Here is a 15,950-nt window from a genome sequence, read left to right as displayed (position 1 = left end):
CAGGGAACGAATCTTCTTTCTGAGGAATGGATCATCAAAATAGGGCGGGCCGACACGGCGGCAATTCTTCCAGGTTTTGTTTCTCGGCAGATGAAAGCATCGTAACGCGCCGAAACGACCGGAGTTCCTATCTTCGGATCTCTTCGGAGCAAAAACCATCGAGTGTGTCGAGTTGGCGTCAGGCAGTCGTCCATCGAATCCGCTGCGCGCTGACAATGTCACCGGACGAGCCGAAGTCCTTCGGCGGGTACGTCTCAATCGATCGTTCGGCTATTCCGCAGCAAAAGCAACACGATTGCTGTTCAGTGCGACGAGCGTCCTTGCCCGCTCAAGCGATGCACTCTGATCGTTACGATAGCGGGAACCAATCTCCATCATCAGCACGGTGCCTGGCAGCGTTCAAACTCGCCGAAGATCCTCCCACTCGCTGTCGCCCCCGCCAAGCGGCATGTGGCGGGCCTCAATGATCTCGGAACCATTGCCACGCTCGCGCATTAGGTGGCGCGAACGAGGTAAGCATGACTGAAATCACTTTCTGGAACAGGCCGGTCGTCATCGTGATCGGATCCGCAATGCATATTGTCCGCAACACCCGAGAAGCCGCGTGGCTGCTTGCAGACAAATGGCCTGTTGTGAGCGGAAACTCCTTCACCAGGGCATTGCGAGCCTGTTCGGCGAGCCTCGATGGGAAAAAATCGGCGACCTATGCCCGACTTGCCCTGATCGCTGCAGCCCGCCACGCCAACCTCAGGGTCGAAGCGTAAAGGCTAGCGCCCTTTGGCCATGTCCCACGCTCACGACCTTACAAGGTCGCGAGCGTCGCGTTGGAGATCTGGGCACCATAGCTCTGGCGAATGCTGACCTTTTTCTCGAGTGCTTCGATCACGAGGGCGGAAAAATCCACGCCATAGAGATTTTCCAGATTCTGAAGTCCGCCCGGTGTGAAAACGTTGATCTCAAGGATTTTTGATCCCACGATATCAAGGCCTACAAGGAACATGCCATCAGCCACAAGCTTGGGCCGAACCATCTCGGCAACGGCCAGCATTTCCGGAGTGACCTTCACCTTGGCCGCCTTTCCGGAGGCACGGATATTCGATCGCACTTCACCCTTGGCCGGTACCCTCCTGAAGGCGGCATAGGCTCCATCCTTTTCGAGTGGCCTGCCATTCATCACGAACAATCGTACATCACCTTCAACTGCGTCCGGCAGGTATCCCTGGGCAATCAGGTACCCCTCCCCGCTGACCGCCTCGAAGATCTGATTAAGATTGGATTCCTTGTTGGATTTGATCTTGAAGACATGCTTGCCGCCTGATCCCTGAAGAGGTTTCAGGATCACACCGCGCTTCTGGCTGTCGATAAACGATCTGATTTCATCCAGGCTCTTGGAAATGAGCGTGGTCGGACGGACGCTTTCGGGGAAATCCTGGAAATAGAGCTTGTTTTGAGCAGTGGCGAGCGCATTCGGATCATTCACCGTCAACACCCCGCGCTCGACAGCCAATCGTCCAAACATTGCCCCGACATTGACAGCCCATGCTCGCTCATCTGCATCCTCAGAGGGATCGTTGCGCAGGAACAGGACATCGATATTGGAGACGTCGATTGTTTCCCTTGAAACCTCAGCCCGCAGTCCGGCAATGAAAGCGTCCTGATCCCTGGTTTTGGACGGAGGCGGGATTACCGCGCGGACCAGGAGGTGGTCGTCAGGCCGAAGCACAAAATCATCAGGTGTAAGGTAACAGACGTCGTGACCACGTGCCCGGGCGGACATCGCCAGCGATGTCGTGGTATAGTACGATGACTCGCTCTCAATGGAATTTACGAAAAAAGCTATCCTCATTCTACATTTCCTTCGATTGAAGAAGATCGATCGGCCTTAATCCCTGGCGTGCTTTCTCAAGCCTGTCGCGGCCATCCTTGGTGGCCAGAAACAGCGGATAAATCGCCGGCGGCTTCAACAAGCCACGTGACGCCAGTTCCTCCATCACACCAAAATGGCCGGATGAGATTTTTCCCATCCAGAATGGATCGAGCGCTGCCCCTCGTTTGAGATGGTCGAGAAGCTCAAGAAGCCCCCGCAGGTAGATCGCGTCCTTTGCCAGCCCACCACCCCGGTAGACACGCAGAGTCAGATTGAACGCGGCAGCTCGTGAAAAGCCGTAGTCCCGCACCAGCCGATGGAAGGTCTGATCGAATTTTGCACCGGACAGCATGTCGGCACATGCGACCACGCGCGCCGCGATCAACTTGAGACGTCCTGCCGTCATTCCGCCGGCTAGATACTCGGCAAAGACTGCAAGACCTTCCTGCATGCCCTCATATCCTGCAAGCCCTGAACGAAAGAGCCTCAGTCCCTGGCACCCGCCATTGAAAAACGTAAGAAGGTGGACCCCTATTTCGTGGGAGAGAAGCGGCGCCACCCGGCGGGGATCCATCAATGTCTTTCTCGAGATGAGAAGACGGTGGTTCGATACCATCAGTCCCGACGGCAAGTCGTCCCGGACCTCAACGTCGACCTGGAAGTCGGGGAACTTTTCCTGGTAGGCGGCGATCATCGACTGCGCCTGCCGTTCAAGGTACACACTGTCGGCCGCCTCAACGTCGTCGCTCCTTGACGCCGTGTCGGGCCCGTCTTCACTGAGGTAGTCCAGAATGCGTTCGGCTTCAGCCAGCAACAATGGTTCGACAGGTCCATAGAGCGCTCGTCCAAACTCGATGAAGGTCTGGCGATTGCGCGCAGCAACCAGGGACAACTGCAGATCCACTTCCTGCTGCTTTTGCCTGTACAGTTCGTAAAGCACCGGGTCCTCGATCCGGTCAAAGGCAATGGAAAAGAGGCGTTGCTTTGCATCCTCGACCTGCACGGTCAATGGCCGATACAGGAAGCCTGGATCACCTACGAACCCGTTGGCTTCGAAGCGATGGAAAGCTTGACCTGCATTGATCGGGGTCACTGCCAAAAGGACATCAAATGCCGTGGCGATCTCATCGATGCCACGATCCACACGGTTGACCGCCTCGACCAACGCGCGGCGTCCGAGCGAACGATGGGACGCAGGCTTCATAATTCCACGCGCCTCTATGAAAGCCGCGCACGCTCGAAGCCCGGCATCGAACAGCGTCGCAATGAGCTGGTCGCGCACCTCCGGAAAGGTGTTACCGGACTGGGGAGCACGGTAGATCGGGGCGAACTCCGCAACCAGAAGGGCGGAGCCGGCAAGCCCGGCCAGATCCCCGTCAATCTTCGAGGATGCCATGCGCCGCTCCTCGACCTGGGGCGTGCGGAAGCGTGCTTCGCTGGCACTGACAGCCTTCGAGAAGGTTTCCCTGACTTCCGGCGCATTGCCTGACGACCAGACCGAAACCTCGAATGGTGGGAGGTACGGTGCATCATCTGTCAGGAACCTGTCGCGATCGAGCTCAGCAAACCGGACAATGACAAAGGCCCCGAACTGTTTGGCCGCCACCATTGACAGTGCCTTGACGATCGGCAGGACGGACCTCGGATCCGATGCGACAAGGTAGGAGGCGTTCGCCTGCACCACGGATCGGGCAACGTCCTCGTTGCGACCGCCATCGATGTGGAGGAACAGAAAGGGTAGCAATCGATCGACATGGAGGCGACTGCCGTCACCGAAATCCTTGCGGATGGCCTTGCCTTCATTCAGAGAGCTCACGACATCAACCAGCCAGTCGATCTGATCAAAGTGGACCGGGCCAGTCATGAGCCGTACCCCAGAATGCGTTCCAGCAGGGGTACTGCCGCGGCAAGACCACGACGCAATTCATCAAGGACGACGCGATTGGGCTCGCCCGTCCATTCGTCCATGAAGATTTTCTTGAATTCGATCGCGACGGCGCAGCCTGTCTCCGGAAATGCCTCATGGATAAACCGTGTCTGTTCTCCCCTGCCTTGGAAGGCAACATTTTCTCTCACATCCAAAGGTCTGCCGTTCACGACGATGGTCTGGAGGTGTTCGATCAGTTGGTCCACCACATAGGCCCACCGGTCCCTGTCCATCGAGAATGTGCCAATATTGATATCCGGCGCATCCTCTTGGCTGGTCTCGACGTCAGGCGCTGCCCGCCGATGATTGTAGCTATGGACGTCCAGAACAACGAATCTGCCAAAGTCGAGCTCAATCTGTTTGAGGAAGGTCCGAAGCATCGTGTAGTAGCTATCGTGAAGAGCGAGCGATCGGGCTTTTTCCTCCTGTGGCAGAGGCTCGCGCCAGACCTTCAGCCCCCACGCCTGTTCGGGGGTGAGGTAGAGGGCGCCGTCCCGGCTCCGGTTGAGGTCGAATTCAAAACGCGAGCGGTGGCCAACGACCTGGTTCGGCACATCATTGATCAGGAATGCGGTAAACGGATCTTCCTCGCGTTGTCTTTGATGGGCTGACAGCGCAAATCGGTCCTGTAGACTTTCCCTGACACCGCTTCCGTCATGGATTGCTGTACCGATCACCGGTGAGTCCGCCCTGGTGAGCGTCCATAGCCTTTTGCACCCTGCTTCCGTCGGTCCTGCGTCGACCCTACTTTCCATCAATACCTCCCGCTCGGTTGAAGGCCGGGTTGAACCGGTCTAGCGACGATCGCAGGTCCATATATTCCTGCAAACTTCCTGGTGCGTGCTAGCAGTGCGAGGTGCACCCAGAAATGTCTGACATGGCTCCCCGCAGGTCCTCCGTCTCCTATCAATTCCTTGAGACACAAACGCGATGCGAGGCAATTTGGTTCGATGCCTCCTCCTTGTGGGCGGGACGTATGAGACGGACGCTCGACCGTGCTCCATTGCGAATTGAGCAGCCGAACAACTGTCGGTAGATTTGCCGCCTGCGACATGGTAGGTTTCGCCCGTACTTCAGCGTTGGCGTGCGTTCAGGAGAATGCGATGTTGCGATCGGGCAGGAAGTATCAGCATCTCGTTCATGACGCTGGCTGGAAATGCGCCAGCCCCCTTCTCCAGCAGGCAGCTATGTGGCTGCGAGAATATCCGCGGAGAGATTTGCTCAAGATTTCGGATCGGCGGCGATCGCCAGGATGATAGCTGTTCGGCCCAGTGTACGGCCACATCGACGGACGTGATCGATGACTGCAGCTTCCGATCACCTCAATAGTCTTGCCCCTCGACCAGGTTCAACGTTCTACCGGAGACGGGTCAATGAAGGCGCCATGTACCATTAAAGCCATCTGCAGTAATCAACGGACAGGCATCGGCGGGCACCAGTACAGGCGAGGCGCTCGTCGCCATGGAGACGCTCGCCGCAGAGAAACCTCCGCCCGGCTTCGGGTTTGAATGGACTGTTCTGGCACGGCAGGAAAGCAGGCGGGTGGACAGACCGCCCTGATCCTTCTGACGGGAATGGTTTTTACCTACCTCCTTCTCGTCGCCCGGTACGAGAGCTGGAGTGTCCTGTAGTGGTCATGATGTCCGTCTCCCTTGCCGTGCTTGGGGCACTCACCGGGCTCGCGCTTTCCGGCGTTGACCTCAATATTTACGCCCAGATCGGATTGCTGCTCCTGATAGGCCTTGCGGCTAAGAATGCCATCCTCGTCGTCGAGTTCGCCAAGGAGCGGCGCGAGCAAGGCGCAAGCCTCATGAATGCAACAATCGAAGGCACCTCGCAGCGGTTCCGACCCGTGCTGATGACCGGAATGGCTTCGGTGCCTGGGGGTGCTGCCGTTGGTTGTTGCAACAGGCGCAGGGGCCGGTAGCCGCTCGCCAGCCGTGCGACTAAGCGCTCCACAGGCAAGAGAGAGGCACTGCTGCAAGAGTGTCCCCGAACGGCAAAACCTTGTCGCCGTCACAGAGTACCCATCCCGCTGTGAAAGCCGCTCCCGTCGCTGCGGCGACCTTTCTAAGACCCTTAAAGTCGGCCGGTGTCACGGTGGCCGAGGCCTTGATCTCAAATGCCACAATGTTACAGGAACCCGCTGAACCTCGTCGATGACGGCAGTGTCGATCTGCCGAATGAACCCGACAGGGTCGGTCCTGGCGGATGACAATGTTGTTTCGTCGTCAAACGTAAAATAGGGTCGATCCGGCTCCAGCAGGGTTCGTGCCAACGTCGTTCTTCCGCATTGGCGTGGTCCATTGATCAAGACGACCGGAGTGTCCTTCAAGGCGGTGCGGATCCGCTCGGCTGCGCCCCTCGGATAGAGCATATCTGCTTGTCTTCCAGTCATTGAATCCTCCAGACATGCGGCGCACAACGGCCTGCCCTATCCCGTCCAATTCGGAACCTTCTCTCGTCCAATTCGGATTTCAAGCTCGTCCAATTCGGATTTTATCCGCGGCTATCTCGGATCGGGATATAGCGGAATTCTCGGCAGCGCAAATGTACATGTCACGTCCGTCCTCCGGATCGGATCCGTTCCCACTGTTGTGATGCGGGCGCGCCGGCCTTCAATGCGCGGATCGTGCGCGGCGGAAACGCCAGGCACAAGATGACAACCGATGTAGCGACAAGCTGCTCGGCAAGGTGAATGCCGAGTGCAGCAAGGTGGCGACAAAATGCTTCCGGCCAGTTCCCGTCATTTTCAGCTTCGAATTCTACAGCATGGAAATTCAGGCCTTTCGAAGCTGGCGGATCGACAGGCTCAAAACGGCCGGAAGGGCGAACATAAGTCCGGGATCAATGAGAACGCCCCCCAAGGAAAGTGCTGGCGCTTTCAAAGTCGTTTAGAGTGCGTCCAGTCGTCATCGGCGCCGACATGGAACGAGCGCGACACGAAACAGCGCGAGCTGCGAGAAGCTGTAAGTCAATCATCGAAGGATGGAGGACATATGGATATGACCAGGCCTTAATGCGCAGCCGCGAGCTCGACGGCGGTCTTGGCGTCTTCAGCGTTCATCCGACCGTCAACCACCGCTTGGCACGCTTTCCATGCTCGTTGCCACTTGGCAGCGCTCTGGTGCGGCTCATGGATGAGCCACGTCAACGCCTCCTCTGGGGAGCCGACAACAATACGAATGCGGCTGTCTCCTAACACGAGAGGCTTTTCCCATCGGTGTACCAACATGGTCTCTCTCCAATTCGGGCATCCGCTCAACCTCCCCGATAGATGGGTAGCGGCCGCCTCAGTTCAATCGTCGACACGCTAAAGGAACATCCAGACCCCCGTCGATCCTTCAAGGAGAACCCGTTGGCGAAGGAGACGCGGGCCGAATTCCGGTTCTGCAAAGCCCGCCACGGCGAACGCAAGTCCAGCGAGTGGAAACCATCAATCGATCTTCGGGCGCAGCGCTTGAAGCTCATCGAGCGCAACCTTGTGAAGGCCGGCTTCGAGTCCTTCGTGCCTGCCTTAATCCTCGGATTCATGGTAGTGATCTGGCAGTTTACACCTACGACAAATAGAGATATTCTATATCCTTAATAGATGCAAATCAGCATCTTTCGGATCTTTCAATGAATCTCAAGAGCCAAGTCGAATGGGCGCTCCACTGCTGTGCCATTCTCGCAGGCCTGCCAGAGGGCCGTTATCTATCCACCAAAGCTCTGGCGGAGTTCCATGGGCTTCCGAAGGAATACCTCTCGAAGGCCTTGCAAGGACTTTCGCAGGCAGGACTGGTGCATACGACCCTTGGCCCGACGGGCGGGTATCGGCTGGCCAGAACGCCCGCCGAACTGACCTTTCTCGATATCGTCGAAGCCGTGGAAGGCAAGGCCAGAACCTTCGTTTGCAACAACATCCGGGCAAACAACCCCTGCAGACCTCCAGGATACTGCGAAGACCAACCTTGCGCGGTCGCGCGGATCATGTGGGAGGCCGACGAAGCGTGGCGGGACAAGCTCCGCAGCGTGAGACTTTCCGACCTAGTGGAGACGCTTTCCAGGGATATTCCGCGCGCTCTTTGGAAGAGCAGTTTTGAATGGGTGCTAGAGCGCGCCGGATGATGGTGTTCCGGGAATCCTGGCGGGAAAGGACTGGAGCGGCATCGCCAGGAAAAATCCCTTCTCCCTGCAATGGCGATGAACAGAAGCGATCACTTCGTTTCGGGCGGGCGTCCGGGCTGCCGGGCTCGTGACACGAAACTGAAGCTCCGTCTCGATCGCTACTGCGTCAATCGCTTTCAGTGCGACGACGGGCGGCGGATCCTTGACGATCGCATCACAGGCTTGAAGCGCGGTGAGCATGAGTTCTTCGACCTGCTCCGGATCGTGGCTTGCCGCAATTCTTATAAGAAGCGCGATCTGATGACTTTCGTCGGGCCGGCTGAGATTGGTGAGGCCAACCTTGGCGAGCACGCTGTTGGGCAAGACTACGACATTGTGAGCGCCGGTGATCAGGGAGATGGACCGCCAGTTGTTCTCAATAACCCTTCCCTCGGTACCGTCGCCGAGCACGATCCAGTCGCCAATTGTAAAGGGCCGTCCCAAGGTCAATGCAACCCCGGAAAAGACGTCACCGAGCGTATTCTGCAGCGCAAGGCCGAAGATGATCGCGACAACGCCCGAGGTTGCGATCAGAGTGCCGATGGGCGCCTGGAACACAAAGCCCAGTATGGACAGCGCTACGCCGAGATAGACGATCGCAACAATGAGGTCCTGCAATAGTCGCGCCTCGCGCGGACGTCGTTCAAGAACGATGTAAATGCGGACAAAACCGATGAGCGTCCAGGCGAGGTGAGTCCACCACAGGACGCGTGCAGTGGTAGCCATGCCGGCCCTGAAGCCCGTTAGCTGCAAGTCGTCGACCCGGTGCGGCATGATTCCGGCTCCTGCCAGAACGACGGTCATGGCAGTGAAGAAGAAGATTTGCACGACAAGTCTGGCCGTCGGTCGGCCGCTGCCCTGAAGATGCCAGACAGCAATCCCGGCAATTCCCAGGAGATTGATCAGCGTCAGCGGCAGCAACGGATGTTCCCTCTTTCATACTCTTTGGCACCCCAAAAGAAAAGTAAAAGAGGCACGATGCTCAACCGCACCGCGCCCCGCTTTCCCTCACTATTTCTTCATGGGAAAGGTGAGTTCCTTTTCACTGGTATCGACCACGAAGACAGCAAGAAGCTTGGCAGGTTCTGTCTTGCTGCCGTTTTCGCTCACACCATGGCGATCCCCCGGCATTTCCGAGAAGCTTTCACCTGCCTTGTAGACCTTGACCGGTCCATCGTTGACCTGGCTGCGGATCGAACCCTCCAGCACTGTCGCATAGATGAAGGCCGTGCTCGGATGGGTGTGCCCCTCTGAAAATCCGCCGGGGCCGTACTCCACGAGCACGCCCTTGATGCTTTTACCGGGTACATTCGGAAGCTCATGTTCGTACACAAGGGTCACTTTCGACGCTTCGCCGGCAACTGCATCGTGAGTGCCGGCCGGTCCCGTCAGTCCCGCAACGAGAAACGAAAAGGCGATGATTGATCTGATCATTGTCATTCTCCTGTTCTGGACGATTGCGCACCTGTTAGCGGCACAAGTCGGCCGATCAATTGCGCTGGGCCATTGCAAACCACTGTTCGAAGGTGATCTGGCCAAGTCGGGGATTGTTGTCAGAGACGAGCGAGCCGTCGTCGAGCCGGGCGCCGAAGTATCGAGCTTCCGGGTCCGGCTGCACTTTCCGCCCGTCGCCAGTTGCTTCGAGATAGCGCGCAACGAGTTCGTTGAGCCGGAAACGCTCGGGGCCGGCGATCTCCACCGTCCCGTTGATCGGGGCAGAGACGGCAACTTCGGCCATCGCGGCGGCGACGTCGTCAGATGCGATCGGCTGGATGTAGGCCGGTGACAACCGCACTGTATCGCCGACCGTTCCGGACTTGGCGATGCCGCCCACAAACTCCATGAATTGCGTGGAGTGTACGATGGTGTAGGGAATCGCCGATGCCTTGATCAGCTTTTCCTGCGCAAGCTTGCCCCGGAAATAGCCACTCTCCTGCAGGCGCTCGGTTCCGACAACCGACAGCGCGATGTGATGTTTGACGCCGGCATCCTTTTCGGCCCGAAGAAGATTGCGCCCCGAGGCCTCGAAGAACTCGAGGACGGCCTTATCTTCGAAGGATGGTGAGTTGGCGAGGTCGACGACAACATCGCAACCGACCAATGCCGCAGCCAGACCTTCCCCGGTCACGGTGTTGACGCCCGTGTTCGGAGAGGCAGCAAGGACATCATGCCCCTGCTTGCGCAGGCGTTCGACCGTCTTCGAACCGATCAGGCCGGTTCCGCCAATAATAACGATTTTCATGGGACTTCTCCCCGGTTTGCGGCCAGGCCGCGGTGGTTGGTGGCTAAAGGACAGGGGCTTAGTTCAAGCCTGCCTTGTCGAGGCCGTAAAGCTTGTCTGCGGAGCCCGGCACCGACTTGAACGCAATGCTGGCGCGGTTCCAGGCATTGATCACCATAACTACAAAGGTCAGATCAGAGATCTCTTTTTCTGAGAGCTGGCCTCGAACGCGTTCGTAAAGCTCGTCGGGAATTCCACCCTCCGGAAGCTTCGTCAGCGCTTCAGTCCAGGCGAGTGCGGCGCGTTCGCGCGGGGCAAACAGGTTCGATTCGCGCCAGATCGCGACGTGGTAAAGGCGTAGCTCTGTTTCGCCATGCAACTTGGCTTCCTTCACGTGCATATCGAGGCAAAAGCCGCACCCGTTGATTTGCGACGCCCTGATCTGCACCAGATCGTGGAGCTTCGGCTCGATGACGCTTTCCTTGAGGCTCATGCTGAGCTCGGAGAGCTTCTTGAAAAGTTCCGGGGATTGCTGTGCGTAGTTCAGGCGCTGGGTCATGTCCGTCTCCTTATTTAAGGATATTTGTCATCCTTATGGATATACGATATCCGTAATTGCTGGACAGTAAAGCGTTTGCGGTCTAGTCTCGGAACATAAGGGTTATGTCGAACGGTACGGGTAAAGTGGGATGGACATCGTTTGCGCGCTGAGGACGTTCATGAGGGTCGCCGAGACAGGATCTTTTTCTGCAGCGGCAGCCGATCTCGGCTTGACGCAGCCAGCCGTTTCAAGGCAGGTTTCCGCGCTCGAGGAGCACCTCAGCATCCGCCTCTTCCATCGCACCACGAATGCGCTCGCCCTGACCCTCGAGGGTGAGCAGATCATTACGATGGCCTTGAAGGTGATCGACGCAGTGGACTCACTCAATGAGGCGTCGGGTGCCGAAGCAGCCAATGCCATGGGCCGTGTGCGCCTCGCCTTGCCCGCCCCACTTGGCCTTTATGTGAGCGACCGACTTGCGCAGCTTCTCGACCAACATCCTGGCCTGGTGGTCGAACTCCTTTTCCGGGAGGAGCCATCAGACCTCATCGGAGAAGCCATCGACCTTGAGGTACGGCTCGGTCTTGTCTCTGACAGCAGCCTCATGTGTCGCCGGATCGGGTGGACGACAGCCTTTCTCTGCGCAGCCCCCGCCTACCTCGAACGCCGGGGAGTTCCAAAGGCTCCGGCCGAGGTCAACACGCACGACTGTATCTGTTACAGCCGAGCCGGAGATGGCCGATCCTGGCTGTTTTCAGACGGCTCAAACGAAATTTCCGTTCGCATCTCGCCGCGGCTGGTCGCAAACAGCGCCCTTGCGGTGCACCGCGTGGTCTTGAGCGGAGGCGGCCTTGCCGTGCTTTCGCATATTCTGGCATATCCCGATATGGAGGCAGGCCGGCTGATCAATGCAATGCCGGACTATCCACCCGTGCGGCTGCCGATCAACCTTGTCTATCCGTCACGAAAGAACCTGCCCTTGCGGGTTCGCACCGTTCTCGACTTCCTCGTCGAAGCCGTCAGGGACGATCCGTTTATGGCCTCCTGATTTCGCGCCAATAAAGAGCAACGGTGTTAAGCGTCAAGCATCGTTGCGCGATGATCGCGCGTTCGAGCGTTGAGGACGATGATCATCCTTCGCAATCCGGCCGCAACGACAGACCTGGTTCTTCACGCCGGCCATGCGTTGTTCACTTGGCAAAATTGCTGAAAGTGATCGAGCAGAAGAGGTGAGAATGCCGTGTTCTTATGCCGCAGCCTTCGCAGCGCGAGCGACGGCAAGATGCTGCCTGATCGCCCGATGGATATCCGTGATCGTGTCGAACACCAGATTATCCAGGTCGATCACGTGGAAACGAACGGCGATGAATCTCAGCCGGCTGTCGGCGGGGACAGCGATACCGACCTCTTGACCACCAAAAATGACTGCTTGCCTTTGCATAAACGCCCTGCACACTCAACCTCGGCGCATCTTTAGCAAGATCGAATGAAGGATTTACGACAGGGCAACCATCAGTAGTAGTGAGGCCACCGAAAATCCACGATAATACCCGCGCTGCCCCTTTGGAAGGTCCTTTATACCAAGGGTCAGTGTGAGGTGGCCGTGGTTTCAGCACGAGATGCTAGGTGGTCTCTTATTGCACGCCTGATTTCAGTCACCGTGTCGAACACCTCGTTGTCCAGGTCGATGACCTGGAAACGGACCGCGATGAATTTGAGGCGGTTATCCACTGGAACCGCAATACCGACTTCCTGACCGTTAAAGACGACAGCTTGTCTTTGCATAACCAATCCCTGGCCCGTCATGGGCGTCACATCTAGCAAGTGGAATGAACAAAGAGGACGCGTCAATACACGCTCGAGAGCCGGTATCGGATCGAACGCACATGGTGCACCGTCACGAAGAACTTTAGTCGGATGGACAAGACATCACTCCCTTTGGCAAGGCCAACGGCAGCCATAAAAATTTATGCCAGAACTATCCATTAAGCAACTGATTTCTGTAATTATTTAGCGTTAATTAATCATATGACAATTACCGCAGGTGCGAGAAAAAAGGTGGTTCACCGGACCAAGCAATTGCATTAGCTGACGGAACGGGATGAAAGCAGGGATGCGCGAAAGGCACCGAAGCCGGATGTCCTTTAACGCATCCCTGGCCGGTTCGAAACGGTTCGGCTGAGATTGCGTGGACCTGGCGGTCTTCTTCCGCGCTTTAACGGCATCGCCTTCCTACCCTTTCCCTTGCCCGGCCGCCGTCGGGAATTTGCTTGCGATCAAGGGATGGGTGCGATCGCCCGTTCCCTGCCGTTCACACCTGCTGGAATGTTCCCATCAAGGACGATTTTGCCAGCATTTGATTTTGCACCTCCTCCCACATCGCTTCGATAGCTGCTGATGCCGGCACAGTGAGATTCGGCACGTCGAGCGCTGCAACTGTAAAGTGGTAGTGATGGACGCCATGTCCTCGCGGCGGTTCTGGTCCATCGTAACGTCTATTGCCAAAATTGTTGTCTGAAAACCGCAACCCGCTGCCGTTAGCTGTATCGCTGCTTTCCTGCAGGCCGTTGCTTGTTGGCGCAATATTATAGACGCCCCAATGCCGGAAAGTTCCATAAGGAGCATCCGGGTCCTCGATGACAATGGCGAAGCTTTTGACATTGTCCGGCGCTCCGGACCAGGACAATGCCGGCGCTATGTTCTCACCCAGCCTGGTATGCTTTTTGGGAATTGGGCCTCCGTTCGCAAAGGCGGAACTGCTCAAAAACGGCATCTGGACCTCCAGGTGGGTTCGAGGGTCGCCTCGGCAATATATTCGCCGGCAGCACTGGCATCGGTCGCCCACTGCGATTTGAATGGGTGGCCCAACAACCTTGCGACACGAAAGTTCCAGACGTCTGTCCACTCATCCTGAATTGTCATAGCGATGCAGCATGAGGCGCGCCCGGCAACACCAGCGGTCTCCAAATCGCGGCTCCTTATCCGTGGGATCTGACCAAATCTAATGGCGCCTTGCGTGCCCGGCTATAACCGCAGCAAGCCTCACCATTATCTCTCCGGGTTCCACTGGTTTGAGAAGACATTGTACACCTCTGAAGCGATCCGGGATCTCTATCGGGTCGTAGCCGGTAACGAAAAGGAACGGAATGTCTTGCTTCATAGGGCAATCAGCGAGTTGGAAGACGTGTCGATACAGCAGATGAACATCGAGAACAGCTGCATCGATGCTCGCGTGATTGAGTGCGGCCAAGCCGCCATCGAGGTGAGGAAAGGGCCCGACGATATCACTTCCCTGTTCCTCCAGCGCCAGGGTCATATTGACGGCCTGAAGATCGTCGTCTTCCACGACGAGCACGCGCTGTCCTATGAGATCGCTGAACATGGTCGGGTCACTCGGAACATGGAAACAGTAACCACGCGTTGCCTTTAGGAGCCAACCGCTCCGGGCCCGCGCTCGGTTTTTGTATGTATTCGACCAGTTCCGGAAGCTGGGAATCGGGACTTCATTCTAAAGGGCCATACCTCAGGCACCTAAGCCTGAACGCGACCCGACACTCCTGCGCGGCGGGCCGCACGGTCAGCAGCATGGACGATCATCGATTGCAGCCGCTGACGCTGCTGGATGGCGAAGGTCGGGCGTCGGTCAGAGCCGCTGGTAGTCCGGGAAATTGAAATCAACAGGCTGGTAAGTTCTCCTGGGTCCGGTGACCATGAGCGAAAAGATCCATCGCTTCGATGCAAAGGATTCTCGACGCGTTTCCGTTATGAGCAGCCGGCAATGGCTGTTCAAGGCTCACTGAAGCATTGCCATTTCACTGTCTCGAATGCGCCTGTTGATCATCACCAACCTTTCCGTCTGGTTTAGCAGGATAAATGGCAGCGACGGTATATTGGAGGTCAATGAAGAACGTGTGTACGTGATCGTACTTGAACCGAACAGTGCGCGACCTATTCTGGCATGTGGGGCGCTACCTGTTGCCTTGTCTCGGTTGGTAACGGGTGATCACGGGCAGGGGAGAGTCTGATATGCCGTCGCAAGGAGACGTTAGCAACCGAATGCTCAAGGCTTTGACAGCCGACGATTTCGATCTTCTCGCGAAGCATTTGGAAGCCGTCGATCTGCCCGCCAACTTCCGGATAGCGGAGCCGCGCAAGACACTCGACTTCTTGTACTTTCCGGAAAGCGGCATCGGATCGGTGATGGCGGTCGGCCCTACAGGACAGATGGCGGAAGCTGGCATGTTCGGCCGGGAAGGATTTGTTCCGACTGCCACGATCATAGGCGACGACATTGTTCCGTACCTGATTGAAATTCATGTGGCCGGAACCGGATACAGGGTGTCGGTCGAGGCGATGCGCCAGACAACCCTGAAAAGTTCGACCCTTCAGGTTCCGATGATCAAATTTATGCACGTTTTTGCCACCCAGGTGGCCTATACCTCGCTGGCGAACGCCAAATTCGATGTGGAACAACGGCTCGCGCGCTGGATCCTGATGTGTCACGATCGGCTTCACTCCGAGGAGATGGCCATTACCCACGAGTATATCGCCCTTATGCTTGGTGTGCGCAGACCAAGCGTGACCACGAGCTTGCATGTCCTCGAAGGCAAGCGCCTCATTCGCTCTAGCCGTGGTTCTGTGATCGTGCGGGATCGAAGGGGTCTCGAAGCCCTCGCCGCAGGTTGCTATGGAACGCCGGAGCAGGAATTCGAACGACTTCTCGGCAAGGCGTGAGCGCCGGTATCTGCACGAGAAGGCGTGAGGGGCCGCCGAACGCCCTTGTCCGCCCACTGTTGCAGGAACAATACCGCCGGATATGGGTTGGATAACTCCAACAAGGCGGAGGCTTCAGAAATGGACCATACCAATCACGTTCGGCTTAGCACTGCGGATCTCGTCCCTGATAATCTTGAAGGGGCGAGCGTATATGGCGCAGATGACGAAAAGGTCGGAAAGGTCGATCACGTTCACGGCGTCGGCGAAGCCAGCACTGTCATTATCGATGTCGGTGGGTTTCTCGGCCTCGGCGCCAAACCAGTGGCAGTGCCTGCAAGCCAGCTTGATTTCATGAGAGATGAAGACGGCGAAGTCCACGCCGTGACCACGTGGACGGAGGATCAGCTAAAGGCGATGCCCGAGCATCGCGACTGAAATACCAAGGCCCGTCGAAAACGTCGGGCCTTTTTAGCGCCTTTTCATCGAGTAATTTATTGAGTTCAAAAGATGTTTTCGTTTTTTGCTGTTG

General features: G+C 57.1%; 19 protein-coding genes and 1 pseudogene. 8 read left to right on the top strand and 12 right to left on the bottom strand.

The window, feature by feature from the left end; genetic code table 11:
• Positions 1–518: 518 nt before the first annotated feature.
• Positions 519–764, top strand: coding sequence for a DUF982 domain-containing protein (locus FHT77_RS17195; RefSeq protein WP_183756148.1), 246 nt, complete (start codon positions 519–521; stop codon positions 762–764).
• 38 nt (positions 765–802) lie between these two features.
• Here the strand turns inward: FHT77_RS17195 and FHT77_RS17190 are convergent, their stop codons facing one another.
• From FHT77_RS17190 to FHT77_RS17180, 3 genes are read right to left on the bottom strand one after another with little or no spacing between them, the layout of a single operon-like run.
• Entirely contained in the window at positions 803–1,846 is a 1,044-nt protein-coding gene (locus tag FHT77_RS17190; protein WP_183756147.1) for a glutathione synthetase, read from the bottom strand.
• Between the two features lies 1 nt (position 1,847).
• Entirely contained in the window at positions 1,848–3,731 is a 1,884-nt protein-coding gene (locus tag FHT77_RS17185; RefSeq protein WP_183756146.1) for a flavohemoglobin expression-modulating QEGLA motif protein, read from the bottom strand.
• The gene (locus FHT77_RS17180; RefSeq protein ID WP_183756145.1) at positions 3,728–4,549 is read right to left on the bottom strand and encodes an N-formylglutamate amidohydrolase; all 822 of its coding nucleotides are present in this window, start codon (positions 4,547–4,549) and stop codon (positions 3,728–3,730) included. The genes FHT77_RS17185 and FHT77_RS17180 overlap by 4 nt, the downstream gene beginning before the upstream one ends.
• 637 nt (positions 4,550–5,186) lie before the next feature.
• On the opposite strand from FHT77_RS17180, the pseudogene FHT77_RS17175 reads away from it, so the two are divergent.
• Positions 5,187–5,725: pseudogene (locus FHT77_RS17175) on the top strand (efflux RND transporter permease subunit); the annotation flags it as partial.
• Between the two features lie 164 nt (positions 5,726–5,889).
• On the opposite strand, the gene FHT77_RS17170 reads toward FHT77_RS17175, so the two are convergent.
• A complete protein-coding gene (locus FHT77_RS17170) occupies positions 5,890–6,171 on the bottom strand; it encodes an AAA family ATPase (protein ID WP_246712695.1) in 282 nt (93 codons plus the stop codon).
• Positions 6,172–6,810: 639 nt separating this feature from the next.
• Entirely contained in the window at positions 6,811–7,029 is a 219-nt protein-coding gene (locus tag FHT77_RS17165; protein WP_183756144.1) for a DUF982 domain-containing protein, read from the bottom strand.
• Positions 7,030–7,152: 123 nt separating this feature from the next.
• Between FHT77_RS17165 and FHT77_RS17160 the strand changes: the two genes are divergently transcribed.
• Both FHT77_RS17160 and FHT77_RS17155 read left to right on the top strand, forming a co-directional pair.
• Positions 7,153–7,383: a hypothetical protein gene (locus tag FHT77_RS17160; protein ID WP_183756143.1), complete on the top strand. Its 231-nt coding sequence runs from the start codon at positions 7,153–7,155 to the stop codon at positions 7,381–7,383.
• Between the two features lie 32 nt (positions 7,384–7,415).
• Positions 7,416–7,904 (top strand): Rrf2 family transcriptional regulator, encoded by a 489-nt coding sequence (locus FHT77_RS17155; protein ID WP_183756142.1) that lies wholly within the window; start codon positions 7,416–7,418, stop codon positions 7,902–7,904.
• Here the strand turns inward: FHT77_RS17155 and FHT77_RS17150 are convergent.
• From FHT77_RS17150 to FHT77_RS17135, 4 genes are all read right to left on the bottom strand, one after another.
• On the bottom strand, positions 7,887–8,864 hold the full coding sequence (locus FHT77_RS17150) for a mechanosensitive ion channel family protein (RefSeq protein WP_183756141.1): 978 nt from the start codon (positions 8,862–8,864) through the stop codon (positions 7,887–7,889). The two genes, FHT77_RS17155 and FHT77_RS17150, sit on opposite strands and share 18 nt — an antisense overlap.
• Before the next feature lie 90 nt (positions 8,865–8,954).
• Positions 8,955–9,365 carry a cupin domain-containing protein gene (locus FHT77_RS17145; protein ID WP_409527462.1) on the bottom strand — a complete coding sequence of 137 codons (411 nt, stop codon included), beginning with the start codon at positions 9,363–9,365 and terminating at the stop codon, positions 8,955–8,957.
• Between the two features lie 67 nt (positions 9,366–9,432).
• Entirely contained in the window at positions 9,433–10,185 is a 753-nt protein-coding gene (locus tag FHT77_RS17140; protein WP_183756139.1) for an SDR family oxidoreductase, read from the bottom strand.
• A gap of 58 nt (positions 10,186–10,243) precedes the next feature.
• Positions 10,244–10,723 (bottom strand): carboxymuconolactone decarboxylase family protein, encoded by a 480-nt coding sequence (locus tag FHT77_RS17135; protein WP_183756138.1) that lies wholly within the window; start codon positions 10,721–10,723, stop codon positions 10,244–10,246.
• 130 nt (positions 10,724–10,853) lie between these two features.
• Between FHT77_RS17135 and FHT77_RS17130 the strand changes: the two genes are divergently transcribed.
• On the top strand, positions 10,854–11,753 hold the full coding sequence (locus FHT77_RS17130) for a LysR family transcriptional regulator (protein WP_183756137.1): 900 nt from the start codon (positions 10,854–10,856) through the stop codon (positions 11,751–11,753).
• Between the two features lie 198 nt (positions 11,754–11,951).
• Here the strand turns inward: FHT77_RS17130 and FHT77_RS17125 are convergent, their stop codons facing one another.
• The 3 genes from FHT77_RS17125 to FHT77_RS17115 all read right to left on the bottom strand — a co-directional run bounded on the left by FHT77_RS17125 (position 11,952) and on the right by FHT77_RS17115 (position 13,478).
• Positions 11,952–12,146: a hypothetical protein gene (locus tag FHT77_RS17125; protein ID WP_183756136.1), complete on the bottom strand. Its 195-nt coding sequence runs from the start codon at positions 12,144–12,146 to the stop codon at positions 11,952–11,954.
• Between the two features lie 146 nt (positions 12,147–12,292).
• Positions 12,293–12,490, bottom strand: coding sequence for a hypothetical protein (locus FHT77_RS17120; RefSeq protein ID WP_183756135.1), 198 nt, complete (start codon positions 12,488–12,490; stop codon positions 12,293–12,295).
• A 526-nt stretch (positions 12,491–13,016) separates the two neighbouring features.
• Positions 13,017–13,478 (bottom strand): YbhB/YbcL family Raf kinase inhibitor-like protein, encoded by a 462-nt coding sequence (locus tag FHT77_RS17115; RefSeq protein WP_183756134.1) that lies wholly within the window; start codon positions 13,476–13,478, stop codon positions 13,017–13,019.
• A 243-nt stretch (positions 13,479–13,721) separates the two neighbouring features.
• Here FHT77_RS17115 and FHT77_RS17110 point away from each other — a divergent pair, with 243 nt between their 5' ends.
• The 3 genes from FHT77_RS17110 to FHT77_RS17100 all read left to right on the top strand — a co-directional run bounded on the left by FHT77_RS17110 (position 13,722) and on the right by FHT77_RS17100 (position 15,856).
• Entirely contained in the window at positions 13,722–14,135 is a 414-nt protein-coding gene (locus tag FHT77_RS17110; RefSeq protein WP_183756133.1) for a hypothetical protein, read from the top strand.
• A 626-nt stretch (positions 14,136–14,761) separates the two neighbouring features.
• Complete coding sequence (locus FHT77_RS17105; protein ID WP_246719892.1) at positions 14,762–15,439, top strand: Crp/Fnr family transcriptional regulator; 678 nt, start codon at positions 14,762–14,764, stop codon at positions 15,437–15,439.
• A 120-nt stretch (positions 15,440–15,559) separates the two neighbouring features.
• Entirely contained in the window at positions 15,560–15,856 is a 297-nt protein-coding gene (locus FHT77_RS17100; RefSeq protein ID WP_183756131.1) for a PRC-barrel domain-containing protein, read from the top strand.
• Positions 15,857–15,950 lie beyond the last annotated feature (94 nt).

Source organism: Rhizobium sp. BK181 (assembly GCF_014193305.1).
Taxonomy (GTDB): Bacteria; Pseudomonadota; Alphaproteobacteria; order Rhizobiales; family Rhizobiaceae; genus Rhizobium.
Note: the sequence above shows the minus strand (reverse complement) of the source record. Positions and strands in the feature narration are given on the sequence as shown.